Below are 26162 nucleotides of genomic sequence, written 5' to 3'. Positions count from 1 at the left end.
CACCCGCCCGCGCCCGCGCAGCCCCCGGGCTCGCGCCCGCCGGCGGCCTCGCCCGGCGAGGCCCAAGCGCCCGCCGGGCCGCCGCACCCGCCCGCCCCGAACCTGGCCGCCTGGGGCCTCAGCCCGGCCCAGACGGCGGCGGCCTCCGCGGCGCTCGCCTACATCAACGCGCCTCCCGGCAAGCGCGCATCGAAGCGCCGCCGGTTTCTGCTTTGGGCGGTGACGGGCGCGGGCAAGACGGAAATGATCTTCCCGCTGGTCGAGTCCTGCCTCGCCCGGGGCGGACGGGCGCTCATCGCGACGCCCCGGCGGGACGTCGTGCTCGAGCTGGACCCGCGGATCCGCAAGGCGTTTCCGAACGCGGCCGTCGTCACGCTCTACGGCGGCAGCGAGCAGCGCTGGGAGCAGGGCGACATCACGCTGGCCACGACGCATCAGCTGTTCCGCTTCTGCGAAGGCTTCGAGCTGGTCATCGTCGACGAGATCGACGCGTTCCCGTATCACGGCGATCCGATGCTGCACTTCGCCGCCGAGCGCGTTCGTGCGCCGCACGGCGCCCACGTGCTGCTGTCGGCGACGCCGCCGGCATCGCTCCGCTTGGAGGCCAGGCTCGGCCGGCTGGCGCATGTGCGGGTGCCCGTGCGGTTTCACCGGCATCCGCTGCCCGTGCCGGCGCTGCTCCGCATCCCGCCCGTGCGGAAGCTGCTGCTGCGCGGCATTCCGCGGACCTTGGCCGCCGCGCTTGGGCGGTCGCTCGAGCGCGGCGCGCAGCTGTTCGTGTTCGTCCAGCAGATCCGCGACGTCGAGCCGCTCGTCGCGCGGCTGCGGCGCGCGTTCCCGTCCGTCTCCGTCGCGGGCACGTCGTCGCAGGACCCCGACCGCGCGGAGAAGGTGCGGCAATTCAGGGCCCGCGCCATCCGGCTGCTCGTCACGACAACCATCCTGGAGCGGGGCGTCACCGTGCCGAAGAGCGACGTGTTCATTCTCGACGCGGACGGCAAGCTGTTCGACGACGCCTCGCTCATCCAGATGGCCGGCCGCGCCGGCAGGTCGAAGGACGATCCCGCGGGGCGCGTCTACTTTTGCGCGCCGGAGCGCACGCGCGCCCAACAGACGGCCATCGCCCAGATTCGGAGCATGAACCGCATCGCCCGGCGCCGCGGGTACTTGCTCGATGGGGAAGGGCGGTGAGCGAGCCGTGACGATTAGCGAGCTGTGGCAGTCGATCCGCAAAGCCTTCCCGCTGTTCACCTCTTTGCTGGCCGCCGGCGGAAGCGGCTGCGTCGTTTGCGGAGCCCGCTGCGAGCCGGGAGGGCAGGGAGCGCTAAGCTCCTTGTGCAAGCGGTGCATCCGGTCCATCCCATGGATCGCCCGGGTGTACTGCCCCGTATGCGGCCGGCCGGAACGGTGCCCCGACTGCGTGCGCCGGACGCGGACGGCGTTCGTCGCGAACCGGTCGGCCGTCCGGTACGACGCGACGATCCGGGAATGGATCGCGCTGTACAAGTACAGCGGTCACGAGGCGCTCGAGCCGGTGCTGGGCGAAATGCTGAACGCGGCTTGCCATGCCATGCAGGCGGAGATGTCGCGGCATCAACGAGGGATGGCCTTCGACGGAATTGTGCCTGTGCCCGTAAGCGGGGAGCGCCTGATGGAACGAGGATTCAATCAGGCGGCGCGCCTGGCGGAATATGTGGCGAGCGGGCAAAGTCTTCCATGCTTCGATATTCTGAGGCGTACGCGTCATAGCGAGAAGCAAAGCCATAAGACGCGCGGTGCCCGTCTGCGCGATACCCGCGGGTTATTCGAGGCCGACGCCGCCGCGGTTGCGAGCATGGCAGAACTCGTTATGCGGTTGCGCGCGGCGCGAGCCTCTTCCTGTCCGCCGGCCTCCTCGGCGAATCTCCCGATTCGCCTGCTGCTGATCGATGACGTGTATACAACGGGGAGCACGGTGAACGCGTGCGCGCAAGCCATCGCGTCGGGCGTTGCCGCGAACGATGGCGTATGCGCGCAGGGGGCCGAGATTTACGTGCTCACGCTGGCGCGTTCCTAAGCCGCTGAGGCTTCGTGCACTTCGATGTCGCGAAGTCGATCGCCTTTTCGATAAAACCATGGCAAGACGCTAGAATTGAATGTAGAATAACAAGAGAGCGACAGGACGCGCCGAACGACACCGGGCTCGATCAGTATCTGAGAATGGGGCGAATCCAGATGAATCTCGACAATTGTCCGCGATGCGGGAAACTATTTGCCAAGTTTATACAGGACGTTTGCCAGACTTGCGTGAAAGAGATCGATGAGGAATACGCGAGATGCGCGGATTATTTGCGCAAGAACCGAGAGGTGAACATTCAGGAACTCTCGGAGGCCGTTTCGGTATCCGTCAAGCAAATCACCAAGTTTATCAGGGAAGGCCGCATTTCCTTGCAGGATGCTCCCAATTTGGCATTCGACTGCGAAATGTGCGGCAAACCGATTCGCGCAGGCAAGGTTTGCGAGGAATGCAGGATGCGCCTCGAGGCGGAATTCGGCAGACTGAAGCCGAATGAAAACAAGGCGGGCGCAGCGTCCAGCGCGGCGAAATCCGGTTACCGGATGCTGAGTTCCAGAGACAAATGAGCGGCTGCTTCAAATATCGCGCCGTTCTCTAAAAATCGAACAGAACGAAACCGATAATACAAGTAATTGATTATCGGTTTCTTTTATTGGGGAAGCATTAACGAAGAGGTGATGATATGAAAATCAACGAAACAGGACGCATCGGGGCGGTCAATCCTTATCACCGGAACCCAGGGCAGCATGAAACGAAGGCGGTCCGCAAGAATAAGCTGGATAACGTGCAAATCTCCAAGGAAGCGCTTGAAATGCAAATGAACGTGAACCGGAGCCAGCAGGAACGCGCGCAGCAAGTAGCTGATTTGAAGCAGCAGGTTCAAACGGGCACGTACTTCGTGGACGCCAAGAAAATCGCGGAGAAGCTGTTTCCGTTTATTAAATAGGCCTATGGCCGTTAACCTCCACGAATGCGGGTGATCAGACCAATATGGAAACCGCTATTATTATAGAGTTGCTGGATCGGTTAATCGTCGCGCACGAACGGCTGCTTGTCGTCAGCAAAGAAAAGACGCAGTCCATTATTCGTAACGATTTGAACGCCCTGAACGCCGTTATCCGCTCCGAAATGAAGCTGGTTAATGAAATCAGGGAGTTGGAGAGCCAGCGCACGACAGAATCCTCCCGCATGATGTCGGCCATTTCAGGCCGCGCGTTTTTCCGCAAGGTGACGCTCAAACAGCTGATCGCGGTCGTTTTCGACGCGGAGCATCGCATTGCCCTTCAGAATCAGCACGTCCGGCTGAGCGAATTGCTGCAGGAATTAAAACAGGTCACGGCGCACAACCAAGAGCTGATCCGACAATCGCTCGATTTCATCCGGTTCTCCATCGATATCTTCGTCTCGCCGGTCGACGAGAGCTTGACGTACAGCCATCCGCAGCACGCTCCTTGGAACGCGTCTCGATTCGGAGTTTACAACTCGCAACGATAAAGGAGAGAAATCAAGTATGAGGTCCACGTTTCTCGGCATTGAAACGGCGAAGCGGGCGCTTTTTACGGAACAGGCGAACCTCAATACGGCTGGCCATAACATCGCCAACGCGAGCACGCCGGGTTATTCAAGACAGCGCGTGAATATGGTTGCGTCCCGGCCGATCGAAGCGCCCGGCGCCATGCGCAGCAATATTCCGGGCCAGCTGGGCACGGGGGTCGAATTTACGTCGATCACGCGCATCCGGGAGAACTTTCTGGACGACCAGTTCCGGAACGCCAGCTTCGGACTAGGCAATTGGAACGTGCAGTCCGATACGCTAAACAAGCTTGAAACAATATTCAACGAGCCGTCAGACGCCGGTCTCCGTACGGTATTGGATAACTTCTGGAAATCCTGGACGGACCTCGGCAAGGATCCGGAGAGCATTACGGGGCGCAAGATCGTGCGCGAAAATGCTATGGCCCTCGTCGATGCCTTTAACGAAATAAGTGGGCAGTTGGATAGCTTGAGCCAGGATTTGACGACCAGCATCGGCATGAAAGCGGATCAAATGAATTCGATTACCGCGTCGATCGCTGCATTGAACGGCGAAATCAAACGTCTGGAGGCTTACGGCGACGATCCGAACGACCTTCGGGATCAGCGGGACCTGCTCGTAGACCAGTTATCCCTCATCGCGAACGTCAGAGTCGTGAATGCGTCCGATGGCTACACGATTACTTTGGGCGGCACGACGCTCGTGAACGCGGATCAAGCCTCCGAGATCACGGGCGGCACGCTCGAGGCGGAATTTAGCGCGGGGGGATTGACCGGCGGGGAAGCGGCAGGACTCATTGTCTCGCGGGACAGGTACGTATCCGACTACAAAGATCAATTGAACGCCATGGCGAACACGCTCGCGAACGGCGATATTACCGTTACCTTGCCGGCCGGATCTACTTATAACGGAGTGACCCTGAACGCCGACCAGACCGTAACCGTGAAAGGGCTGAACGGACTGCATAAGCTTGGCTATCTGTTCACCACGCCTCCGACGCTCGGGGGAGACTTTTTCGTGGCGTCCGACGGTTCCGGCAACATCGATGCCGGCAACATCCGTTTGAGCGGCGCGATCGCGAGCGATCCGATGCAGATCGCGACTTCCTTGCGCATCGCGACGACGGGCGGCGTCACCGAGACCGTTAAAGGAAACAACGCGCTGGCGAATTTGATGGCCGGCTTGAAAGACACTTCCTTTATGTTTATGCCGACGTCCAGCGGCAACGGGATCACGACGGGCACGATCGACGATTATTACGCTGCGTTAATCGGGCAGCTCGGCGTGCAAGCGCAGGAAGCGGATCGTCAAGCGTCCAACCAGAAAGACATCGCCACGCAAGTCGATTCCAGCCGGCAGTCCGTCAGCGGGGTGTCGCTCGATGAGGAGATGTCCGATTTGATCAAATTCCAGCACGCGTATTCCGCGGCGGCGCGGTTCATGACCACGCTCGACGAGACGCTCGACAAAGTCATTAACGGCATGGGCGTCGTAGGCAGATAACAATCACGAATGATTGAATAAGACCAGGAGTCAGGAGGATACAGGATGGCACTTCGCGTAACCCCGGGCATGATGCATAACAACTTAATGCGCAACGTAAACAATAATCTTTCGCGGCTATCGCTCGAACAAAACATGCTTTCTACGGGAAGAAAGCTGAATAAGCCTTCGGACGATCCGACGGGCACGACGTATTCGCTCCGCTATCGCAGCGAATTGTCCATGAACGAGCAGTACGACAAAAACGTGTCCCAGGCTCAAGCGCAGCTCAGCCATACCGACTCCGTGCTGGGCCAGGTGAACGACATGATTCAACGCGTGCAAGAGCTTGCCGTGCAGGCGCTGAACGGAACCAATCCGCAATCCGCGCTTGATGCCATCGGCATCGAAGTGGCGCAGATTTACGAACAGGCCATTGCGGCGGGCAATGACACACTGAATGGCAAATATACGTTCAACGGGCAGTTCACGGACAAGCAGCCGTACGACTCCGCCAATGCCGCGAATCAGGATACGGACACCCAGAGCGTTTACGTTAAATTCGCTTCAGGCGTTACGATTCCGACGAACATTACCGGCAACGAAGTGTTTGGCGCTTCAACGGATTCCGATAATCTGTTCAAGGTGCTGAAGGATATCCAAAACGCGCTCGCGACCAACAATAAAGGGGCTTTAAGTACGGCCTACGACGCTCTGAATTCGCGCTTCGACAAGTTGACCAACGTTCGTTCGGAGGTAGGGGCCCGCTCTAACCGCGTGGATTTGATCGATTCGCGCTTGCAGGACTTGAATTATAACCTGACCAGCCTCATGAGCAAGACGGAAGACGCCGATATGGCGGAAACCATCATGAAGTACAATCAAGATGAAGCGGTTTACCAAGCGTCGTTGTCGACGGGGGCGAAGGTCATTCAACAAACGCTCGTCGATTACCTGAGATAACCGTGGACTGCCGGTTCCGGAGGGAGGCGCTTGCGAATTGAATGATTTGCGGTTGTCCATCAGACAGACCTACGCCGCGATCGGGATCGAGTCGGGTCCCGCGAAGCAAGAAATGACGTCGCCGCGCGGCGATCAGCAGATCGAGCAGCCTGCCGCGAAGATGGATTTTCAGTCCGTTTCGGGAAGGTTGGAGGTTGATTCTTCGCAGGCCTGGCATGCGCTTGGGAAAGGCCCGAACTTGGAGTGGAGCTCGGCCGTCTACAGCCAGATGAAATCGGTGTTCTTGCAGCAGCTCGCCCAGAAGGTGGAAGAAGGCAAACGGTTGGCCGACCTTGCGAATCCGCGTAACGCCTTCGCGGACTTGGCGAGGCAAGTGTATTATCGTTCGAATTTGGTGGACTATCAGACGATAAAGCCCGATTACGACAACGTGAAACTGAGCTATACCCCCGGAGAGACATCCACGCGCATCGAAGCGTCGCCTGTCCATATCCGTTATGAGCCTCGTAAGCCCGAAATCCACGCGGAGCGCGGCAAGCTGGATATTTATCTCAGGCAGAAGAACAGCATCGACATCGAGGTGTCGACGTATGACTTGTATAAATGAACGTTGCTATAGCGAAAGCTATAGCATTTATTTTTCATGCGGGCCACGCCGGAATGGCGGTAGAACGCAAGGTTGACTACGGGAGGTTATGCATCGTGGAGGATTCTGTTGGCTATAGCGCGTTCGATTTCGGCGGCAGCATCGTCGGGTTCGAGCAATTAAGCCGTTTTGCATTGGCGGAGATGGAGCCGAACAGTCCGTTCTATCGGCTGCGCAGCTTGGAGGAGGAAAGCATCGAGTATATCGTGGTTTCTCCGTTCGAAGTATGCAAGGAATATGAGTTTCAGTTGGGCGACGATTTGAAGAACGAGCTGTCCGTCGATCGGCCGGACGACGTGCTCGTCCTCTCCATCGTGACGCTGCGCAAGCCGTTTTATCGGTCGACGCTGAATTTGCTGGCGCCGCTCGTTTGCAATATTAGGACCGGCAAGGGCAAGCAGTTGATCTTGAACGGATCGGCTTATGCCGTCAATACGCCTTTATTCCCGCCTTTGCAGGATAGGGGGGAATAGCAGTGCTAATTCTGAGCCGCAAGAAGGGGCAATCGATCGTCATTCAATCGGATATCGAAATCATGATTACCGCCATTGAGGGCGACCAGGTGAAAATCGGCATCAAGGCGCCGCGCGAAATGAATATCTTGCGCAAAGAGGTGCTCGAAGAAGTCAGAGAAACCAATCAACACGCGCTGGTTTCTCAAGAGGACGTACAGCTGCTTCGGGAATGGCAAGCCGGACAACGCGATAAAAGATGAGATCGCACGAAAATTTCCCTCATGGGCTATTAAGAAAGCACGTGCGACCTCCGATATAGATCATGTAGGGCGAAACGCCCTGCTCCACAAGGAAGTGGAACTCAACATTTCAAGGAGGAAAAGCAATGATTATCAACCACAACCTCAATGCGATGAACTCGCACCGCAATCTGGTGTTCAACAACATCCAACAAGGCAAGTCCAGCGAAAAGCTGTCTTCCGGCTACCGGATTAACCGCGCTGCCGACGACGCTGCAGGCCTCTCGATCTCCGAGAAAATGCGTTCCCAAATCAAATCGATGAACCAAGGCATGCGCAACGCGCAAGACGGCATCTCCATGGTTCAAGCGGCTGAAGGCGCGATGAACGAAGTGTCCGACATGCTGACGCGCATGAAAGAACTGTCGGTTCAAGCTTCCAACGGTACGTACAACGCAACCGACATCGCGGCTATGGACACCGAGTACCAAAAGCTGAACACGGCCATTACGGACATTGCAACGAACTTTAAATTCAACGGCATCACGCTGCTTGACGGATCGGGCGGTAACATCACGATTCAAACAGGCGGCAACGCAGCCGACCAAGTGGTCGTCGATTTCGCCACGATCGATATCAGCACCCTGGGTCTGACTGGATTGACGGACGCAGCCGGCGCCGTAACTGAAGGCGGTTTGGTTGATCAGGCAATCGAAACGGTTAATACGGCTCGTTCCACGCTGGGCGCATACCAAAACCAACTGGAGCACGTCTACAACAACGTCGGTGTCAACTCCGAGAACCTGCAAGCCGCGGAATCGCGTATCCGCGACACGGACATGGCTAAAGAAATGATGAATTACACGAAATTCAACATCCTGCAGCAAGCTTCCACGGCGATGCTGGCTCAAGCGAACCAAGCTCCGCAAGGCGTACTGCAACTGCTCCGTTAATCAACCAGAAGCAGAGGCCCCCGATTTTGGCGGGCCTCTTTTTTTCTATGACGAGGTGAATGATGAATGAAGATCAGCGTATGTTTGATCGTGAAGAATGAAGAGAAACAGCTAGAACGCGCCCTATCAAGCATCCCGTCCTCATTCGAAATCATCGTCACGGACACGGGGTCGACCGACCGTACGGTCGAAATCGCAAAACGTTATGCCGAGGGCGTGTATGCGCACGAATGGCAGGACGACTTCGCGGATGCGCGAAACGCGTCTATCGCCCGGGCGACTGGCGATTATATCCTGATCATGGATGCCGACGAACGTTTGCCGGATCATGCGGAAATAAAGCTGCAAGAGCATGTGAGACGGTTTCCGGATCGCGCGGCCACGGTCGGGATTTTGAATTGGTCCGACAAGGAGCCCACCCGTCACCGCGTCGTCCGTTTTTTCCCTAATCATGCCGGCTATCGTTTCGGTGGCAAAGTGCATGAACAGCTTTATTTCGCGCAAGATTTGGCAGAAGCGGTGCATAGTGAACTTATTATCGAGCACTACGGCTATCTCGAAGCGCAGTATAAGAGCAGCGATAAATTCGAGCGCTACCTTCGACTCTATCAAAGCGTCCTGAAGGAAGAACCGAACGACGGCTATATGCTCTACCAGCTAGGCAAGCTCTACTATTCCTCGGATCGGTTCGCTGAGGCCTACGAGCCGCTCGCGGCTTGCGTTTCCCTAGAACAATACGACCGGCTGTATTACCCGGCGATGCTCGTGACGCTAGGGTACACGCTGCAGCGCTTAACATTCAGTTCGCAGGCAATCGAGATGCTGGAACCTTTTCTCGAATTGTATCCCCAGTATCCCGACCTGCCGTTCTTGATCGGCATGCTTGCGATGGATACGGGCGACTTGGGCAGGATCGAGCGGTACTTCAAACGAGCGCTTGAAATCGGGGAAACGGAGAGGTATACAACCGTTCCGGGCACGGGCAGCTTCAGATCGGCGCATAATCTGGGCGTGTTCTATGAATTGACGGGTCGTCTTCAGGAAGCTGCGCATTTTTACGGGATCGGATCTCAATGGGGCTTTGAACCGTCTTCGTCGAGGTTACGGCAACTTTCCCCAAAAAACTAATCAATCGCTGTCGAACAATCGATATAAATAGTAATCAAGGACACTTGAAGGAGTGATTGCGTTGGTGATGCGGATTACGGGTATGGCTTCGGGGATGGATATCGACAAAATGGTCAGCGACCTGATGAAGGCGGAACGGATCCCCCAGGACAAGCTTCGCCAGAAGAAGCAGCTGCTGACCTATCAGACCCAGCTATACCGGGAAGTGAACACGAAGATGGCTGCGCTGCGGGACGCGCTGAACAATATCCGGTACAGCAGCCAAATGACAGGGTTTAAGGCGACCTCTTCCTCGGCGGACGTGTCCGTAAACCCCGGCTCCTCGACGGCGCCGAGCAATCATACGGTAGAAGTAACCGGATTGGCGGAAGGCGCGGTCATTTCGGGCAGCAAGGGAGTCACGAATTTCGGACTGACCGGTACGGCGGTATCCGGCGCGACAATCGATTCGAGCAATAACAAGTTTATCTTGACAGTCGACAACTCCGCAAAGACGATCACGCTGCCCGACGGCGTATACGACAGCGCGGGACTGCAGGCGGAGCTTCAGAAGCAAATCGATAAGTCATTCGGTGCCGGAACGGTCACCGTCGGCAACAGCGGAGGCGCATTATCGCTTACGCCTGCCGCGAAGGGCGGCTACACGCCGCAGCTCATCGTCAATGCAAGCAACGGCGCTTTAGGCGCGCTCGGCTTCACGGATGGCCAATCCTATCGCTTTAACACTTCGGCTACGCTTCAGAGTCTCGCCGATTCGGGCAAATTGAGCACGAACATTGCGTTCCCGGGCAGCTTCACGATTACCGGCAACGGCGGCACCCCCGTTACGATCTCGTACGACGCAACGGATACCCTCCAGAGCATCATGAATAAGGTGAATTCCTCGTCGGCTAACGCGACGATGAATTACGACGCCGCGAAGGATCAATTCATCCTGAAGACCAGGTCAATCGGCGCGTCCGCCCAAGTATCGACGTCGGATACGAGCGGGAATTTCTTGGCCGCCATCGGTATCGGCGACGCCTCGTCGCAAGGCAAGGATGCCGTCTACACCATCGACGGGATCAGCCAGACGAGCGATAAGAACACGGTCACGACAAGCGACGGAGCAACGCTCGTATTCAATCGCGTGACAACGGCTCCCGTCAACGTCTCGGTCGCAGGGGATCCCTCCGGCGTCGTGGATAAAATCAAGAAATTCGTTTCCGCTTACAACGATATGATCGAGCTTGTCAACACGCGGTTGTCGGAGCAGCACCAGCGGGGCTACGATCCGCTGACGGACGATCAGAAGAGCGCCATGAAGGATACGGACATCGCAAACTGGGAGGCCAAAGTAAAAACAGGCCTGCTCAGCAACTCTCCGATCCTTCGGGAGGTCAAGTCTTCCTTGCGGGAGCTGTTCAGCAAAAGCGTCCCCGGTCTGGACAGCGCCTACGACACGCTTTCCGAGGTCGGCCTTACGACCTTGCCTTATACGAAGGGCCAGCCGGCGGACGCGGGCAAGCTGCAAATCGACGAAGCCAAACTGACGGACGCGATTTCCAAGAATCCGGATGCTGTCAACAAGCTATTCACCAATAATCCGGGCTACGAGAGCCAGGAAGGGATTGCCGTCACGATGTATAATCGCGTCGATAACCTGCTGAGCAGTCTGATGAAGGAAGCAGGCCGCGTCAACGGCTCGGAGGCCGATCTAACGACGGCGCTCGGCAAGCAGATCGTCGACTTGGAAGCGAAAATCAACGCGTTCAACGACAAGCTCAATAAGAAAGAAGACGATTACTACCGTCGTTTCTCGGCGATGGAGCAGGCCGTCGCGAACGGCAATGCGCAATTGTCGTGGCTTTCTCAACAATTAGGCTAAGGAGAGCAGAAGGATGGATATTCAGTCCAATTTGCCGCAGATTCCGGTTTCTGCGCCCAAACCGAGCATGGCACCGATTAGGGTGAGCGGCGAGTATTTTGCGCTTAAAGAAAAGTCTAAAACCGAGGCTCTTTCCGTCAGCGAGAAGGCATTGGTGGATTCAATCAATAAGGCGAATAAAGCGGTGCAGGGGACGCCGCATGAATTCAAATACAAGGTGCATGAATCGACGGGAGACATCATCGTTCAAGTATTGAACAAGGACACGCACGAAGTGCTGCACGAGGTGCCGTCCGAGAAGTTTATCGATTTGATTGAGAAGCTTCAGGAACTAACCGTCGGCGCCATTATCGACGAGAAGGGGTGAGGTGTCGATATGTTGCAGGCCCAGAATCATTATTTAACTACGCAGGTGCAGACAAGCTCCCCTGGAGAATTGACGCTGATGCTGTACAACGGATGCATTCGCTTCATTAAGCAGGCCGTCGTTTGCATGGAACGGCAGGACATTCATGCCAAGCACGCCAATTTCATGCGAGCCCAGGATATTATTGAAGAATTGCAGTCGACGTTAAAGATGGAATACGAGATTTCATCCAACTTATTCGACTTATACGCCTTTATCCGGAACCGGCTGCAGGAAGCGAACGTCAAGCTGAACCGGCAAGCGGCGGAAGATTGCATCCGGTTGGTCACCGAATTAAGGGATACATGGGCGGAAGCGTTAAAAAGCCTGAAGCAATCCGATAGGATGCTGACGCTATGAGCCGGCCCGACGTCGAACAACTGCTGGAGGAGCTGAGACGGACGGGAGCGGCGATCGCCCAGTTGGACTTGGATCAAGCAGCCCATGACGGGGTGCTCCTCGAGTTGCAGAATAGACAAGCTATCATCCGAAGTGAAATCGAGCAATGCATGGCGGTTCGGGGGAACGCCTACAGCTTGGCGGAGAAACAACTGCTCTCCGATTGTCTGGCCATGGAACAAGCGCTCGTGCCGGAGCTGCGGCGGGTTCAGGATGAACTTCGGCTTCAGCGGCAACGAATCTCGTTCGGCAAACGCGCGCGGGACGCGTATTTGGTAGAGTCGCCGACCGCTTCGGCTTATTTCATCGACAGGCAGCGGTAGCGGAGCTGCGGCAAGCATGGCAAGCTCCGGCACATAAAGAGAAACAAGTCCCGGGCTTATCGACCAATCATTATGGAGGGGTTCCAATGAAGAGCGTGAAGAACGGGTTAGCCTTGCTGCTGTCCATTGTCATTGCGGTCAGCAGCTTCGTGGTTCCAAAAACCGAGGCGGCGGTTAACGATTACGTCACCGTGACAAAGAAGATCAATCCAACCGCGATTACGACGGAAGAGGAAGCGAACGTGACGCTGACCGTAACAGGCTCGCCTCCGGTGAACGTCGTCATGCCCAACGACGTCATTCTTATCATCGACAAATCGGGGAGCATGGATCCTTCCAAAAACAATGGCGAAGACAAGATGAAAAACGCCAAAAACGCGGCAAAAGGGTTTATTGACCTGATGGATATGACGAAGCATCGGGTAGGGGTCGTGGACTATTCCTCGACCGACCAAATCGGTTCCTACCCGCTTACGACCGATATAACCGCGGCCAAAGCCTATATTGACGGCATTCGGGCGAATGGCTCGACGGCAACGGGCGATGCCATTCAGGCGGCCGAAGTGCTGCTTCAGGATCACCGTCCGGAAGCGCAGCCCGTCATTGTCATTATGACGGACGGGGATGCTACGGTGCCGGAGAACGATCCTTACGGGTTTGCCAAACAAAAAGCGCAAGAGGCCAAGGACGCCGGCATCGTCTTCTATACGATCGCGCTTCTGAAGTCGAACGAAAATCCCGATACCAGCGGACCGAACGGACTTTTGAAGGAAATGGCGACGACCGCCGCGCATCATCACTTCGTGCTTGGTTCTACTGGGTTAAGCGAAATCTATGCCGCGATCGTCAAGGAAATCGGGCTCGCAAGCGCATTTGACGTCAAGGTGACGGATGTCGTGGATCCGAATTTCGAGATCGTTCCGGGATCGGCGGACAACAATATTCCGAAGCCCACGATAACCGGCAATACGCTGACCTGGGACTTCAACGAACTGAAGAACAGCTCGCTTTCGTTCACGTATAAAATTCGGCCAGTCAACAAAACGAAAGCCGGCACATTCCCGGTCTCCACTTCCGATTCCGTGATTACGTACAAGGATTATGCGGGCGCGCCTAGAAGCAAGTCCATTCCCGGCGCAAACCTGGTCGTGAAGCTGCCGGCTCCCGAAATCACCGCGCTTATCGAGCCTTATGGACATCCAAACGGCGGAGAAACGGTCACAATTCAAGGCAATCATTTCGTAAACGGGGCCACGGTGCAATTCGGCGCGAAAAACGCGGCGAGCGTCACATTCGTCAGCGAGACGCATTTGACGGCAACCGCCCCGGCCGGCAAACAGGGTATCGCTGCGGTAACCGTCAAAAATCCAGATGCGCAAACGGCCACCGCTTCGTATCAATATAAGACGGACCCCATCATTACGAGTCTGACGCCGGACAACGGCCCATTGGATGGCGGCAATACCGTTATCGTTCAAGGGAATTATTTCATGCCGGGCGCAACGGTGCTTTTCGGAAAACTGCAGGCACCGATATCGCTTTATTCGAACGAGAGGTATTTGAAGGTAACCGCGCCGAAAGCGGCCGTCGCCGGACCGGTTGACGTGACGTTCACCAATCCGGACGGAACGACGACGACGGTCGCAGGTGGGTACACCTATAACGAACCGCCGAAGACGGACCCCGTCGTTGCGACCATTACGCCGAATACCGGTCTTGTGACAGGCGGCGATATTTCCTATATAGACGGGTCCAATTTCAAATCCGGCATGAAGGCTTACATTGGCGGCAAGCTAGCGGGGACGACTTTCGTCTCGGCTACGCGCTTGAAGGTAACGATTCCGGCCGGAGATGCGGCCGGACCGGTTGACGTTTCCGTTGCCGATGCGGGGGGCGCGATGTATACGTTGGCGGGAGGTTATACGTATACGGCCATTCAGTATCCGGTGCCGACGATTACTGCCATCACGCCGAACAGCGGATTGGTACCGGGCGGGGATATCGTTTATGTGGACGGCAGCAACTTCGTAAGAAACGTATCCCTGGTGACGATCGGCGGAAAGGAAGCGGCCTCGACGTACGTTAACGCAACGAGGCTGCGGGTCACGATCCCGGCCGGCGATGCGCCAGGCAAAGTCGACGTGAAAGTGACGAACGATGCGAATGAGGCGGTGCTGGCGCAAGGCTATGAATATACGGTTCCGGTCGTGCTGCCGATCACCATTACGGCGATTTCGCCGAATTCCGGCAAAACGGCCGGCGGCGATATTCTGTATATTGACGGTACGAACTTCAAGTCGGGGGCTGCCGTCACGTTCGGCACGACGTCAGTGAGCAGTACCTACGTCAGCGCCACGCGATTGAAAGTCACGACACCGCCGGCTGCCGCCGCAGGCAAAGTCGACGTCACGGTAACCAACGTAGACGGCGGAACAGGTACGCTGGTTCAAGGGTTCGAATATACGGCCGTCTTGCCGGCGATCACGTCGCTGTCACCGAATCACGGCAACAAAGCCGGCGGCGATATTATCTATGTGGACGGCACCAACTTCGATTCGAGCGCGGCCGTTACAATTAACGGCATCAGCGCCCAGACGCAGTTCGTGAGCGTGAACAGACTGAAAGTAACCGTCCCCGCAAATCCTTCGCTGGGAGATGTTCCGCTTGTCGTCACGCTATCGAACGGGCAAAGCGCATCCGCGACGTTCACATACGACAATGGACCGTTAGCGCCGGCGCCGTCGATCACAAGCATGACTTCGACAAGCGGACCGGTCGGATTGGTCTTTTACATCGATGGCAAGAATTTTAATAATAAGTCGGCCGTTTATTTCGATGGCGTAAAGGCCGCCATCACGTATGTAAGCACGGCTCGCTTAAAAGTCACCGTCCCGGCCGGTTCCGGCGCGGTCGCGGTCAAAGTCGTGAATGCGGATGGCCAAGAAAGCAACAGCATGACGTTTACGTACAGCTGATTCCAGCGTAAATTGATAGAAGCGCCCGTCGGCCGGGGAGGACCCGGCCGACAGGCGCTTTTTTTGTTCATGCAGAAGCATTATAAGAATGTGCATCTTGAGAGATGGGGATAGACATGGAAGAATCCGGGGGAGAATTCCCGATACGTTTGCGCGCTTGCATGCTCTTTAAGCAATCCGATCGCCGACGGAGACGGCTCGCGGTCGAAGGATGCTTTCACGAACGAGCAGCCATCCTCTATGTTTCCCGCGGCCAAATACCACTGCCCTACGGTTTTCAAGCCTTCTCCGGACAAGGCCTGGTTGTCCAGCAAGATGCTGTATAGATCAATCGCTTGGTCGATTTGGCCAGTACTGTAAAACCAATCGGCCATACGATTAAGGACGGCTCCGCTTGCGGCCTGCTGTAGCAATGTCATGTAGAGCTCCGGATAACCGCATTTCCAAAACAGCCGCAGCACTTGAGAAAACAGGTCCTCGCAGGTTTCGACCAGACCGGGATCCCAATCCTTGCTCTGCAGAACGAGCGTCAGCTGCCGGGCGAGTATGCGGCAGGCGCCGGGATCTGAGGAAGCCATGTCCGCATAGTCGAGATTTTCGTAGACGACGGCTGCCGCAACGGCAAGCGTCGGGGAAAGCGACGCTTGGGCGCATCGATCTGCCGGCAAGCTTCTGGCATTCTTATGTAAGAATAGGTCATGCATTAAACTGTCTTGAAGGTCAAGCCGCACGTCCAGCTTGGCAAGCTCAGCGCCATAATGCTCGACCAATGCCGCATTCCCGACATTCATCGACATTTTGAACAGCAGCAGCGCATGAACCGGCAATTCGATCGGGTAAAGGCTCTCCAGAATCTCGCGAACTTGATCGGCCGGTTCCGTTTGGAGAAGATGTTCGGCGAGCTGCTGAAGTACCGGATAGTTTTTCGGCTGCAGCCGAAGCAGTTTAATCCAGTGATGGACAGCCGCCGGCAAATCGCCCTGCTTGCGTTTAATTTCGGCCAGCATCCGATGCGGGATGATTTTGCCGAAGGTCGGCTGCACGCTCCAGTAGGTTCGATTGTGCTGCTCCGCTTCCTCGGCGATGGAGATGCAGCGGGCCAGTACGTCGGCAGAGGCATTCAGGAGCCCGAGCGATTCGAATAAGATCCCTTCCAAACAATAAGCGTCCGTTCGGTCCGGCGCGATTTTTTGCAGCTGCTTTATGAACGGGTACGCCTTGTCCTGCCGGCCTTGCTCGATTTCCAGCGCAATCAAGCGGTCAAGCAGATGGAAGAACCAAGCGTCGGTCGGTTTGCTGCCCTTATACGAGCTATGGTAGCAGGACAGAGCTTCCTCGTGGCGCGTGGCGGAAGCATACTCATTGCCAAGCACAAAATAGAAATAGGGATCTTGCCGTTTGGCAGTGCGGGATTGTTTTTCTAGAATCGATAAATTCCGCTGCGATTTCTGTTTCGTCTTGGCGATAGGTTCGGTATAGCCGGTATGGAACAGAGTAAAAGGATAGTTTTCGAATGCCGGCCTGCCTTCCGGGGTTGCTAGCTGTTCATGAATCGGTTCGATGTAACGGATGGCATGGTTGTTGATAAAGAGTCTGGCGCCGGTAGATGTCATGATTTGCGTTTCGTCGTAGCCGCTTCTGGTAAAATTGACGATCGGCAGCGTTAAGCCGAATGGGCCGGAAGGATGAATCCCGGCTAGGTAGTCACGCAGCTTGTCGTGATCCTCCGATTGCACGTACTCATCGGCATCCAAAACCAGAATCCATCGTCCGGTCGCATGGCGGAGGGACTCGTTGCGCGCGGCGGCAAAATCATCGACCCATTCGAAATCAAAAATCAGATCGGTATAGGCGGCAGCGATGGCTTTCGTATCGTCAGTGGAACCTGTATCGACTATAATAATCTCGTCTACTAGCAATTTGACGCTGTTCAGACAGCGAGGCAAGACGGCGGATTCGTTTTTAACGATCATGCATAATGAGATGAGTTTTTCCATCGGATATGAAGCTCCTTCATTCGCGTTCTTACTATAATATCGTCAATCCAAAAAAAGAATGAAGGACAAGACAGAACCCAGTTTCCCATTGAATGTATTCGCTTACAAAAAGATATTGACAAATTTGTGAAGGCTCTGGTATATTCGACTTGTGGGCCACGCCTCGTGATCTCGCAGCTATATGAGAATGAAGGGAATGTTCTGAATGCAAGGTAAAGTTAAATGGTTCAACGCTGAAAAAGGTTACGGCTTCATCGAGACAGAGCAAGGCGGCGATGTATTCGTACACTTCTCCGCTATCCAAGCTGAAGGTTTCAAGACGCTGGAAGAAGGCCAATCGGTTGAATTCGATATCGTCGAAGGCGCTCGCGGTCCTCAAGCAGCTAACGTTCAAAAACTGTAATTATCCCGCTGTTAAGCGGCTCACATCATACATGGTATGCGCGCTTAACCGAATGTGATAAGCAGCAGCCCCGGGCAACCGGGGCTTTTTGTTGTGCCCGGAAAGCGCGGAAACGCTGGATACCAAGGCGAGATGACAAGGCTAGATAAAAAGGCTGAAAATCTATGAAAACCTTGCATCTCTAATATTTTTAGATAATTCCAAAAATACTGAAAATAACTTTGAGACCGCCCGAATACAGTGTTATAATAAGAGCATGTAAAGGAGGAATGCCTGCATGAAATACAATATTCGAGGTCAACGCATCTTGGTGACAGACGCCTTGCGCGATTATGTCGAGAAGAAACTGAGCCGCCTGGAAAAGTATTTTGAAGCGCCTTCTACCTCCGAAAGCATCGTTACATTGTCCGTCACGAAGGGCGTGCACGCCGTCGAGGTGACGATCCCGCTGCCGAACGCCATGCTTCGCGCCGAAGAGAAGCGCGAGGACATGTATGCTTCCATTGACCTCGTGGTGGACAAACTGGAACGGCAAATTCGCAAGCATAAAACGAAAATCAACAGCAAATTCCGCAAAGACAGCGGCATCCGGACGATGTTCAATGACGAAGGCTCCGCGGTCCGGGTCCTCGACGAGGAGGACGACTACGAGCTGGTCCGCACGAAGCGGTTTCAGCTGAAGCCGATGGATGTCGAGGAAGCGATTCTACAGATGAATATGGTAGGACATTCCTTCTATATGTTCGCCAATTCCGATACGAACGAAGTGAACGTCGTTTATCGCCGCAGCGACGGCCGGTACGGCGTGCTGGAAGCGGATTGACGCCAGCGTTTGGAGAGCCCCGGGCGACCGGGGCTCTTTGCGTCCCCGCGCGGTTTACCCATCTTATCCCTAGGGCCGCGAACATTGCGAGAAGGGCCGCAAACTGTTACAATTTATGCAAACAGGCGTAACATCGAAAGGGGAAGACCATGCTCGGACTTGTAAAGAAATTATTCGGAGACGCCAACGAACGAGAGATCAAGCGTCTTATGCGTACGGTAGAGGAAATCAACGGAATGGAACCGCAGATCGCTCAACTCTCCGACGAGGCGCTTCGAGGGAAGACGGCCGAATTCCGCAACCGTCTGGAACAAGGCGAGGATATCGACGCGCTGCTCCCGGAGGCGTTCGCCGTAGTCAGAGAGGCATCCAAGCGCGTCCTGGACAAGCGTCACTATGACGTCCAGCTGATCGGCGGCATGGTGCTGCACGAAGGCCAGATCGCGGAGATGAAGACCGGCGAAGGCAAAACGCTCGTCGGCACGCTGGCCGTCTACTTGAACGCGCTGCTCGGCAAAGGCGTCCACGTCGTCACGGTCAACGATTATCTGGCGATGCGCGACAGCGAGCAAATGGGCCAAGTCTATACTTTTTTGGGTATGACCGTCGGCTGCAACCTGCACGGCCTCTCGCACGACGAGAAGCAGGCCGCGTATGCATGCGACATCACATATGGCACGAACAACGAGTTCGGTTTCGACTATCTGCGCGACAACATGGTTCTCTATAAGGAACAGATGGTGCAGCGCCCGCTCTACTTCGCGATCATCGACGAAGTGGACTCCATCCTGATCGACGAAGCGCGTACGCCGCTCATCATTTCCGGCCAAGCGGCCAAGTCGACCGAGATGTACTTCGCGGCCGACCGTTTCGTGCAGCGTCTGAAGGCAGAGGAAGACTTTACGGTCGACATCAAGCTGCGGACGGTGACGATGACGGAAGCGGGCGTGGAGAAAGCCGAGAAGGCGTTCGGCATCGAGAACCTCTACGATCACGCCAACGTGCTGATCAACCACCACATCCAGCAGGCGCTGAAGGCGCATGTCATCATGAAACGCGACGTAGACTATGTCGTACAGGACGACGAAGTCGTCATCGTCGACGAGTTCACGGGCCGTCTCATGGCGGGCCGCCGGTACAGCGACGGCCTGCACCAGGCGATTGAGGCGAAAGAGCAGATCAAGGTGCAGAACGAGAGCATGACGCTCGCGACGATCACGTTCCAGAACTACTTCCGGATGTACCGCAAGCTGGCCGGCATGACCGGTACGGCGAAGACGGAGGAAGAAGAATTCAAGAAAATCTACGGTCTCGAGGTTATTCAAGTGCCGACGAACCGGAAGAACATCCGCAACGACATCTCGGACGTCGTGTACAAGTCGGAGAACGGCAAGTTCAAGGCCGTCGTCGAGGAGATCGTCCAGCGCCACGCGAACAAGCAGCCGGTGCTCGTCGGCACGGTCTCGATCGAGAATTCCGAGAAGCTGTCCGAGATGCTGAAGAAGCGCGGCATCGAGCATAAAGTCCTGAACGCGAAATACCACGCCGAGGAAGCGGAAATCATCTCGCGCGCGGGCCAATCGAATGCGGTCACGATCGCGACGAACATGGCGGGCCGCGGTACGGACATTTTGCTTGAGAACGGCGTGGCCGAGCTCGGCGGTCTGCACATCATCGGCACCGAACGCCATGAAAGCCGCCGGATCGACAACCAGCTCCGCGGCCGTGCCGGACGTCAGGGCGACCCGGGCTCCTCGCAGTTCTACCTGTCGCTCGAAGACGATCTCATGCGCCGTTTCGGCTCCGATAACATCATGGGCATGATGGAGCGCCTGGGCTTCGAGGAAGACCAGCCGATCGAGAGCCGCCTCATCACCCGCGCCATCGAGTCGGCGCAGAAGCGGGTCGAGGGCAACAACTTCGATCAGCGGAAAATCGTCCTCCAGTACGACGACGTCATGAACCAGCAGCGGGAGATCATCTACAAGCAGCGCCGCGAAGTCTTGTTCTCCGAGAACATTCGCGAGATCGTGCTCGAGATGATCAAGCCGACGATCACCAAGATCGTGCAGGCGCACTGCCCGGCCGACGACATCCCGGAGAACTGGGAGCTGCAGGAGATCGTGGATTTCGCGGAAGGCAACTTCCTGAACGAAGGAGCGATCACGAAGGACGATCTGTGGGGCAAAGAGCCGGACGAGATCATCGAGTTCCTGTACGATAAAGTCGTTGAACTGTACGACCGCCGCGAAGAAGAGATCGGTGCCGAGACGATGCGCGAATTCGAGAAGGTCGTCGTGCTCCGCGCGGTCGACAGCAAGTGGATGGACCACATCGATGCCATGGACCAGCTGCGTCAAGGCATCCACCTGCGCGCCTACGGCGGGACGGATCCGCTGCGCGAGTACCAGTTCGAAGGCTTCGAGATGTTCAAGGAAATGGTCGAGCATATTCAGGAAGAAGTCACGAAGTACATTATGAAGGCGCAAGTCGAGAACAACCTCGAGCGCCAAGAGGTCGCCAAAGGCCAGACGGAATCGGGCGGCAGCAGCGAACCGGCGCAGAAGCGCCCGGTGCGCAAGGAAGAGCGCGTGAAGCGCAACGATCCGTGCCCATGCGGCAGCGGCAAGAAGTACAAGCAGTGCCACGGACAATAAGCCCGTCCGGAGCATAACCATAAGGTAAGGCCCAAGAAGCGAAATTTGAGGTGAACGACGGTCATGATCGATACACAGGTTAAGCAAGATTTGCGAGAAGTGGCGAAGCGTCTCCAAGAACTCAGGGGGTCTCTTTGACTTAGATCTGAAGCAAGAGATGATCTTGAACTTCGAAGAGAAAATGAGCGCGCCCGATTTCTGGGACGATAACGAGCGCGCGCAGAGCACGATCGCCGAGCTGAACGCCGTCAAATCCGTCGTGGATCAATACGAGCGGATGAACGGCGATCAGGAGGACCTCCAGACGATGCTGGAGCTCGCGGAAGAAGAAGCGGACGAGGAGATGGCCGAGGAGCTGCGGAAGAGCGTGGCGGACCTCGTGGCCAAGGTGAACGAGTTCGAGCTGCAGCTGCTGCTGAACGAACCGTACGACCGGCTGAACGCCATTCTCGAACTGCATCCCGGCGCGGGCGGCACGGAGTCGCAGGACTGGGGCCAGATGCTATACCGGATGTATACGCGCTGGGCCGAGAAGCGCGGCTTCAAGGTCGAGCTGCTCGACTACCTGGCCGGCGACGAGGCGGGCATCAAGAGCGTCACGCTATCCATCAAGGGCTACAACGCCTACGGGTACTTAAAGTCGGAGAAAGGCGTGCACCGGCTCGTCCGGATCTCGCCGTTCGACGCCTCGGGACGCCGCCATACGTCCTTCGTCTCTTGCGACATCATGCCGGAGATCGACGACGACATCGAGATCGAGATCCGCAGCGAAGACTTGAAGGTCGACACGTACCGCTCGAGCGGCGCGGGCGGCCAGCACATCAATAAGACGGAGTCGGCCATCCGGATCACGCACATTCCCACCGGCATCGTGGTCGCCTGCCAGACGCAGCGTTCGCAGATCCAGAACCGGGAGCGCGCGATGCAGATGCTCCGGTCCAAGCTGTACGAGCGCAAGATCGAAGAACAGCAAAAACATCTCGCGGAAATCCGCGGCGAACAATCCGACATCGCCTGGGGCAGTCAGATCCGCTCCTACGTGTTCCATCCGTACAGCATGGTGAAGGACCACCGGACCTCGGTGGAAACCGGCAACGTAGGCGCGGTGATGGACGGCGATCTCGACGCATTCATCGACGGCTACCTGCGCAGCCGCATTCGCCACGAGGACAACAACTAAGCGTCCCGATGCATGCATAGTCCAGACAAAGAGTTCCGACACTGATAAAGGTTGGAACTCTTTTTGCTGTGCCCGGAAACGCGTAGCCGCGGTAAAGGGGAGGCCCGGCAAAGCAGCAATCCGCCCGCGCCAGGTGCCAGTGCTGCAGCGGCGGCAACCGAAAAGGAGAGATACATATGAGCATTCATACGGATTATCGGCAGGAGCAGGGACGGCGGCGGGAGGAAGAGCGGCGGCCGGAGGAGGAAACCCGGCAGCCGGCGAAGGAGCGGGAAGCGGAAGAAGCGAAGCGGCCAGCGCCAGGCCAGAGGACACCCGCCGCGAGCGCGAAGAAGCGCCGAACCGCCGGGAGCATGGGCGCCAAGACGGAGGCGCTGGTCAGCGTGCTGCTGCTGCTCGCCGGCTCGTTCCTCATCGCGGTCAGCTTTAACATGTTCCTCGTGCCGCTCGGCATCGCGTCCGGCGGCGTCTCGGGCATTTCAATTCTGGTGCATTACATGACCGGCATTCCGCCGGCGTACACGCAGTGGGCGCTCAACGTGCCGCTGTTCTTCGTCGGTCTCTGGCTGCTGGGCAGGCGCTTTGCACTGAAGACGGCTCTCGGCTCGTTCGTGCTGCCGCTGTTCGTGCTCGTCACGTCGGACTGGAAGCCGCTCACGGACAACGCCATGCTGGCATCCATCTACGGCGGCATCGGCGTCGGGGCGGGGCTCGGGCTCGTCTTCCGCGGGAAAGCGTCCACGGGCGGGCTGGACCTGGCCGCGCAGCTGCTTCATCGATTCACGGGCATCCGCCTAGGGCTTGCCGTCGCCTGCTTCGACGGCCTCGTCATCGCGTCGGCGGGCATCCTGATCGCCCCGGAGAACGCGCTGTACGCGCTGATCGGCCTGTTCGCGACGAGCCGGACGATCGATTTCGTGCAGACCGGGCTTGCGATCTCCAAAGTCGCCTTCATCATCTCCGACTGTCCGGATACGATCGCCCAGGTCGTACTGCATGATTTGAACCGCGGGCTGACGAAGCTGGACGGGCACGGCGGCTATACCGGCACGTCGCGGACGGTGCTGATGATCGTCGTTGGAAGAGGCGAGGTCTCGAAGCTGAAAAGCCTGGTGAAAGCCGCGGATCCAAGCGCGTTCGTCATCATCAGCGACACGGCGGAGGTGCTCGGGGAAGGGTTCCGATTGGCATGAGAATCCGCTGAATTTAGCGTTGTATTTATATGAATATGTATGTATAATAATACAAAGTGAAAGATATTCCTCGCTCCTTTCGTTGGGTGTACAATGAGGTACTAGAGAGGATAGGGATGGGAGAGAACGGACATGAGCACAACGGTAAAAGCGGCGATTATCGGATCGACCGGCTACGGCGGCGTAGAGCTGATCCGGCTTCTGGCGGGCCACCCGCAGGTCGAAGTCACGTCGGTCGTATCTTCTTCGAGCGCGGGGGCGCCGATCGCGGAAGGATATCCGCATTTGAACGACATTCGCACGGAGCTGCTGGACGATGTCGATCCGGCTTTGATCAAGTCGAAGGCGGATGTCGTCTTCGTGGCGACGCCGGCGGGCGTCGCGGCCAAGATCACCCCTTCGCTGCTCGCGGCGGGCCTGAAGGTCATCGATCTGTCGGGCGACCATCGGCTGAAGGACCGCGCGGAGTACGAGGCGTGGTATAAGAAGGAGCCGGCCGGCCAGGACTATTTGGACCGGGCGGTATTCGGCCTGTGCGAGATCTACGGCGACGCCGTGCGCGGCGCGGATTTTGTCTCCAACCCGGGCTGCTATCCGACGGCAACGCTGCTCGGGCTGGTGCCCGCGGTCAAGGCGGGCTTCATCGATCCGGCTTCGATCATCGTCGACGCCAAGTCCGGCGTGTCCGGTGCGGGCCGCGGCGTGAGCCTGGGCAACCATTACGCGGAGATCAACGAGAACTTTAAAGCCTATAAGCTCAACAAGCATCAGCATATTCCGGAGATCGAGCAGGTGCTGTCGGACGCGGCGGGCCGCAAGGTCGTCACGACGTTCTCGACGCATCTCGTGCCGATGACGCGGGGCATCATGAGCACGATGTACGCGACCGTGACCGGCAGCCGGACGTACGACGATTTCGTGTCGCTGTACCGGAATTATTACGAGGGCCGCCATTTCGTGCGGATCCGTCGGGACGGCGCCTACCCGGCGACGAAGGAAGTCGCCGGCTCCAACTATTGCGACATCGGCTTCGCCGTCGACGAGCGGACGGGACGCGTCACGATCGTGTCGGTCATCGACAACCTCGTGAAGGGCGCCGCGGGGCAGGCCATTCAGAACCTCAACCTGATGATGGGCTGGGACGAGACGCTGGGCCTTCGTTTCGTGCCGGTGTATCCATAAAATCAAGCAAACCCAGCGCAGAAGGAGAAGCGATCGAATCATGGGACAGGGGAACGCATCCGCATCATTCACGGTCGTGCCGAACGGCTCGGTCACGACCCCCAAAGGCTTTAAGGCTGCCGGCCTGCACTGCGGCCTGAAGAAAACGACGCGCCACGACCTCGGCGCGATCGTCTGCGACGTACCTGCGGCGGCGGCCGCCGTGTATACGACGAACGCGTTCCAGGCGGCGCCGATCGCCGTCACGCGCGAGAGCATCGGCGCCGGCGGCAAGCTGCGCGCCGTCATCGTCAACAGCGGCAACGCCAACGCCTGCACCGGCAAGCAGGGCGACGCCGACGCGTACGAGATGCGCGGCGCGTTCGCGGCCGCGATCGGCGTGCCGGCGGAGCAGGTGGCCGTGGCGTCCACGGGCGTCATCGGCGAGCTGCTGAAGATGGACCGCGTGCGCGGCGGCATCGCGGAGCTGCCGGCGCGGCTCGGCGATTCGTATGAGGCGGCGGATGATTTCTGCCAGGCGATCCTGACGACGGACCTCGTGAAGAAGGAAGCGTGCGTCGCAGTAACCGTGGACGGGCAAACCGTACATATCGCCGGCGCGTCCAAGGGCAGCGGCATGATCCATCCCAACATGGCGACGATGCTCGGCTTCGTCACGACGGACGCGGCGATCGGCAGCGAGCTGCTGCACAAGCTGCTCCGCCAGGCGACGGACTTGACGTTCAACATGATCACGGTCGACGGCGACACGAGCACCAACGACATGCTGGTCGCGATGGCGAGCGGCTTCGCCGGCAACGACGAGCTGACGGAAGGGCATCCCGGCCTGGCCGCGTTCGCGGAAGGGCTTCGCTATGTCTGCGAGGTGCTGGCGAAGGCGATCGCGCGCGACGGCGAAGGCGCGACGAAGCTCGTCGAGGTGCAGGTGCGCGGCGCGGCGAGCGACGAAGCGGCGCGGGCGATCGCGAAGACGGTCATCGGCTCGTCGCTCGTGAAGTCTGCCGTATTCGGCGCCGACGCCAACTGGGGCCGCATCATCGCGGCGGTCGGCCGCGCGGGCGTGCCGGTCGATCCGGAGACGGTCGACATTGCGCTCGGCCCGATCGCGACGCTGGCGCAATCCCGGCCGGTCGCGTTCGACGAGGACGCGGCGCTGGAGTATTTGAAGGGCGACACGGTCGTCATCCACGTGGACCTGCATATGGGCGAAGGGTCGGCCACGGCATGGGGCTGCGACTTGACTTACGATTACGTCCGCATCAATGCGGCGTACCGGACTTGACCGCGGAAGGGGACGGACG

General features: G+C 57.5%; 25 protein-coding genes. 24 read left to right on the top strand and 1 reads right to left on the bottom strand.

From position 1 onward, the window contains the following. From ACFPB1_RS20170 to ACFPB1_RS20090, 17 genes are all read left to right on the top strand, one after another. A partial coding sequence (locus ACFPB1_RS20170; protein ID WP_379227888.1) for a helicase-related protein occupies window positions 1–1191 on the top strand: 1191 nt, incomplete at its 5' end. Window positions 1192–1198: 7 nt separating this feature from the next. Beyond that, a complete protein-coding gene (locus ACFPB1_RS20165; protein WP_379227887.1) occupies window positions 1199–2056 on the top strand; it encodes a ComF family protein in 858 nt (285 codons plus the stop codon). A 158-nt stretch (window positions 2057–2214) separates the two neighbouring features. Next, complete coding sequence (locus tag ACFPB1_RS20160; RefSeq protein ID WP_379227886.1) at window positions 2215–2622, top strand: flagellar protein; 408 nt, start codon at window positions 2215–2217, stop codon at window positions 2620–2622. A 116-nt stretch (window positions 2623–2738) separates the two neighbouring features. After that, window positions 2739–3002: a flagellar biosynthesis anti-sigma factor FlgM gene (flgM, locus tag ACFPB1_RS20155; protein ID WP_379227885.1), complete on the top strand. Its 264-nt coding sequence runs from the start codon at window positions 2739–2741 to the stop codon at window positions 3000–3002. Between the two features lie 44 nt (window positions 3003–3046). After that, window positions 3047–3550: a flagellar protein FlgN gene (locus tag ACFPB1_RS20150; RefSeq protein WP_379227884.1), complete on the top strand. Its 504-nt coding sequence runs from the start codon at window positions 3047–3049 to the stop codon at window positions 3548–3550. A 16-nt stretch (window positions 3551–3566) separates the two neighbouring features. Beyond that, complete coding sequence (gene flgK / locus ACFPB1_RS20145; RefSeq protein WP_379227883.1) at window positions 3567–5093, top strand: flagellar hook-associated protein FlgK; 1527 nt, start codon at window positions 3567–3569, stop codon at window positions 5091–5093. Window positions 5094–5138: 45 nt separating this feature from the next. Continuing rightward, window positions 5139–6035 (top strand): flagellar hook-associated protein FlgL, encoded by an 897-nt coding sequence (gene flgL / locus ACFPB1_RS20140; RefSeq protein WP_379227882.1) that lies wholly within the window; start codon window positions 5139–5141, stop codon window positions 6033–6035. 37 nt (window positions 6036–6072) lie between these two features. After that, window positions 6073–6642 carry a DUF6470 family protein gene (locus ACFPB1_RS20135; protein WP_379227881.1) on the top strand — a complete coding sequence of 190 codons (570 nt, stop codon included), beginning with the start codon at window positions 6073–6075 and terminating at the stop codon, window positions 6640–6642. 95 nt (window positions 6643–6737) lie between these two features. Next, window positions 6738–7154 (top strand): flagellar assembly protein FliW, encoded by a 417-nt coding sequence (gene fliW, locus ACFPB1_RS20130; protein WP_379227880.1) that lies wholly within the window; start codon window positions 6738–6740, stop codon window positions 7152–7154. Window positions 7155–7156: 2 nt separating this feature from the next. Next, window positions 7157–7396 (top strand): carbon storage regulator CsrA, encoded by a 240-nt coding sequence (gene csrA, locus ACFPB1_RS20125; RefSeq protein WP_379227879.1) that lies wholly within the window; start codon window positions 7157–7159, stop codon window positions 7394–7396. Between the two features lie 125 nt (window positions 7397–7521). Continuing rightward, a complete protein-coding gene (locus ACFPB1_RS20120) occupies window positions 7522–8328 on the top strand; it encodes a flagellin (RefSeq protein WP_379227878.1) in 807 nt (268 codons plus the stop codon). 66 nt (window positions 8329–8394) lie between these two features. Continuing rightward, window positions 8395–9456: a glycosyltransferase gene (locus ACFPB1_RS20115; protein ID WP_379227877.1), complete on the top strand. Its 1062-nt coding sequence runs from the start codon at window positions 8395–8397 to the stop codon at window positions 9454–9456. A gap of 67 nt (window positions 9457–9523) precedes the next feature. After that, window positions 9524–11323, top strand: a complete 1800-nt coding sequence (fliD, locus tag ACFPB1_RS20110; RefSeq protein ID WP_379227891.1) for a flagellar filament capping protein FliD — start codon at window positions 9524–9526, stop codon at window positions 11321–11323. A 13-nt stretch (window positions 11324–11336) separates the two neighbouring features. Then, window positions 11337–11690 carry a flagellar protein FlaG gene (locus ACFPB1_RS20105; protein WP_379227876.1) on the top strand — a complete coding sequence of 118 codons (354 nt, stop codon included), beginning with the start codon at window positions 11337–11339 and terminating at the stop codon, window positions 11688–11690. 9 nt (window positions 11691–11699) lie between these two features. Then, window positions 11700–12089: a flagellar export chaperone FliS gene (gene fliS, locus ACFPB1_RS20100; protein WP_379227875.1), complete on the top strand. Its 390-nt coding sequence runs from the start codon at window positions 11700–11702 to the stop codon at window positions 12087–12089. After that, complete coding sequence (locus tag ACFPB1_RS20095) at window positions 12086–12451, top strand: hypothetical protein (RefSeq protein WP_379227874.1); 366 nt, start codon at window positions 12086–12088, stop codon at window positions 12449–12451. The genes fliS and ACFPB1_RS20095 overlap by 4 nt, the downstream gene beginning before the upstream one ends. An 86-nt stretch (window positions 12452–12537) precedes the next feature. Next, window positions 12538–15426 carry an IPT/TIG domain-containing protein gene (locus ACFPB1_RS20090; protein WP_379227873.1) on the top strand — a complete coding sequence of 963 codons (2889 nt, stop codon included), beginning with the start codon at window positions 12538–12540 and terminating at the stop codon, window positions 15424–15426. Between the two features lie 80 nt (window positions 15427–15506). Here the strand turns inward: ACFPB1_RS20090 and ACFPB1_RS20085 are convergent, their stop codons facing one another. Continuing rightward, the gene (locus ACFPB1_RS20085; protein ID WP_379227872.1) at window positions 15507–17423 is read right to left on the bottom strand and encodes a glycosyltransferase; all 1917 of its coding nucleotides are present in this window, start codon (window positions 17421–17423) and stop codon (window positions 15507–15509) included. 205 nt (window positions 17424–17628) lie between these two features. On the opposite strand from ACFPB1_RS20085, the gene ACFPB1_RS20080 reads away from it, so the two are divergent. From ACFPB1_RS20080 to argJ, 7 genes are all read left to right on the top strand, one after another. Next, on the top strand, window positions 17629–17826 hold the full coding sequence (locus ACFPB1_RS20080; protein WP_090642628.1) for a cold-shock protein: 198 nt from the start codon (window positions 17629–17631) through the stop codon (window positions 17824–17826). 277 nt (window positions 17827–18103) lie between these two features. After that, window positions 18104–18649: a ribosome hibernation-promoting factor, HPF/YfiA family gene (hpf, locus tag ACFPB1_RS20075; protein WP_379227871.1), complete on the top strand. Its 546-nt coding sequence runs from the start codon at window positions 18104–18106 to the stop codon at window positions 18647–18649. 149 nt (window positions 18650–18798) lie between these two features. Further along, window positions 18799–21306 carry a preprotein translocase subunit SecA gene (secA, locus tag ACFPB1_RS20070; RefSeq protein WP_379227870.1) on the top strand — a complete coding sequence of 836 codons (2508 nt, stop codon included), beginning with the start codon at window positions 18799–18801 and terminating at the stop codon, window positions 21304–21306. A gap of 63 nt (window positions 21307–21369) precedes the next feature. Next, a protein-coding gene (prfB, locus tag ACFPB1_RS20065) for a peptide chain release factor 2 (RefSeq protein ID WP_379227869.1) occupies window positions 21370–22486 on the top strand; the annotation gives its coding sequence in 2 pieces (ribosomal slippage) (window positions 21370–21441 and window positions 21443–22486; 1116 coding nt in all). Between the two features lie 353 nt (window positions 22487–22839). After that, a complete protein-coding gene (locus tag ACFPB1_RS20060; protein WP_379227890.1) occupies window positions 22840–23679 on the top strand; it encodes a YitT family protein in 840 nt (279 codons plus the stop codon). Window positions 23680–23811: 132 nt separating this feature from the next. Next, window positions 23812–24861 (top strand): N-acetyl-gamma-glutamyl-phosphate reductase, encoded by a 1050-nt coding sequence (argC, locus tag ACFPB1_RS20055; RefSeq protein WP_379227868.1) that lies wholly within the window; start codon window positions 23812–23814, stop codon window positions 24859–24861. Window positions 24862–24901: 40 nt separating this feature from the next. Continuing rightward, window positions 24902–26143 carry a bifunctional ornithine acetyltransferase/N-acetylglutamate synthase gene (gene argJ / locus ACFPB1_RS20050; RefSeq protein ID WP_379227867.1) on the top strand — a complete coding sequence of 414 codons (1242 nt, stop codon included), beginning with the start codon at window positions 24902–24904 and terminating at the stop codon, window positions 26141–26143. Window positions 26144–26162 lie beyond the last annotated feature (19 nt).

It is taken from the genome of Paenibacillus sp. GCM10023250 (assembly GCF_042653205.1).
Taxonomy (GTDB): Bacteria; Bacillota; Bacilli; order Paenibacillales; family Paenibacillaceae; genus Paenibacillus_Z.
Note: the sequence above shows the minus strand (reverse complement) of the source record. Positions and strands in the feature narration are given on the sequence as shown.

What these genes read in the sequence shown, in the direction of transcription:
- fliS (WP_379227875.1), top strand. Translation starts at nt 11,700, where the DNA reads ATGTTGCAGGCCCAGAATCATTATTTAACTACGCAGGTGCAGACAAGC.
- argJ (WP_379227867.1), top strand. Translation starts at nt 24,902, where the DNA reads ATGGGACAGGGGAACGCATCCGCATCATTCACGGTCGTGCCGAACGGC.
- ACFPB1_RS20150 (WP_379227884.1), top strand. Translation starts at nt 3,047, where the DNA reads ATGGAAACCGCTATTATTATAGAGTTGCTGGATCGGTTAATCGTCGCG.
- flgL (WP_379227882.1), top strand. Translation starts at nt 5,139, where the DNA reads ATGGCACTTCGCGTAACCCCGGGCATGATGCATAACAACTTAATGCGC.
- ACFPB1_RS20105 (WP_379227876.1), top strand. Translation starts at nt 11,337, where the DNA reads ATGGATATTCAGTCCAATTTGCCGCAGATTCCGGTTTCTGCGCCCAAA.
- hpf (WP_379227871.1), top strand. Translation starts at nt 18,104, where the DNA reads ATGAAATACAATATTCGAGGTCAACGCATCTTGGTGACAGACGCCTTG.
- ACFPB1_RS20160 (WP_379227886.1), top strand. Translation starts at nt 2,215, where the DNA reads ATGAATCTCGACAATTGTCCGCGATGCGGGAAACTATTTGCCAAGTTT.
- flgK (WP_379227883.1), top strand. Translation starts at nt 3,567, where the DNA reads ATGAGGTCCACGTTTCTCGGCATTGAAACGGCGAAGCGGGCGCTTTTT.
- argC (WP_379227868.1), top strand. Translation starts at nt 23,812, where the DNA reads ATGAGCACAACGGTAAAAGCGGCGATTATCGGATCGACCGGCTACGGC.
- ACFPB1_RS20085 (WP_379227872.1), bottom strand. Translation starts at nt 17,423, where the DNA reads ATGGAAAAACTCATCTCATTATGCATGATCGTTAAAAACGAATCCGCC.
- fliD (WP_379227891.1), top strand. Translation starts at nt 9,524, where the DNA reads ATGCGGATTACGGGTATGGCTTCGGGGATGGATATCGACAAAATGGTC.
- ACFPB1_RS20095 (WP_379227874.1), top strand. Translation starts at nt 12,086, where the DNA reads ATGAGCCGGCCCGACGTCGAACAACTGCTGGAGGAGCTGAGACGGACG.
- flgM (WP_379227885.1), top strand. Translation starts at nt 2,739, where the DNA reads ATGAAAATCAACGAAACAGGACGCATCGGGGCGGTCAATCCTTATCAC.
- ACFPB1_RS20080 (WP_090642628.1), top strand. Translation starts at nt 17,629, where the DNA reads ATGCAAGGTAAAGTTAAATGGTTCAACGCTGAAAAAGGTTACGGCTTC.
- ACFPB1_RS20120 (WP_379227878.1), top strand. Translation starts at nt 7,522, where the DNA reads ATGATTATCAACCACAACCTCAATGCGATGAACTCGCACCGCAATCTG.
- secA (WP_379227870.1), top strand. Translation starts at nt 18,799, where the DNA reads ATGCTCGGACTTGTAAAGAAATTATTCGGAGACGCCAACGAACGAGAG.
- ACFPB1_RS20060 (WP_379227890.1), top strand. Translation starts at nt 22,840, where the DNA reads ATGGGCGCCAAGACGGAGGCGCTGGTCAGCGTGCTGCTGCTGCTCGCC.
- ACFPB1_RS20115 (WP_379227877.1), top strand. Translation starts at nt 8,395, where the DNA reads ATGAAGATCAGCGTATGTTTGATCGTGAAGAATGAAGAGAAACAGCTA.
- ACFPB1_RS20090 (WP_379227873.1), top strand. Translation starts at nt 12,538, where the DNA reads ATGAAGAGCGTGAAGAACGGGTTAGCCTTGCTGCTGTCCATTGTCATT.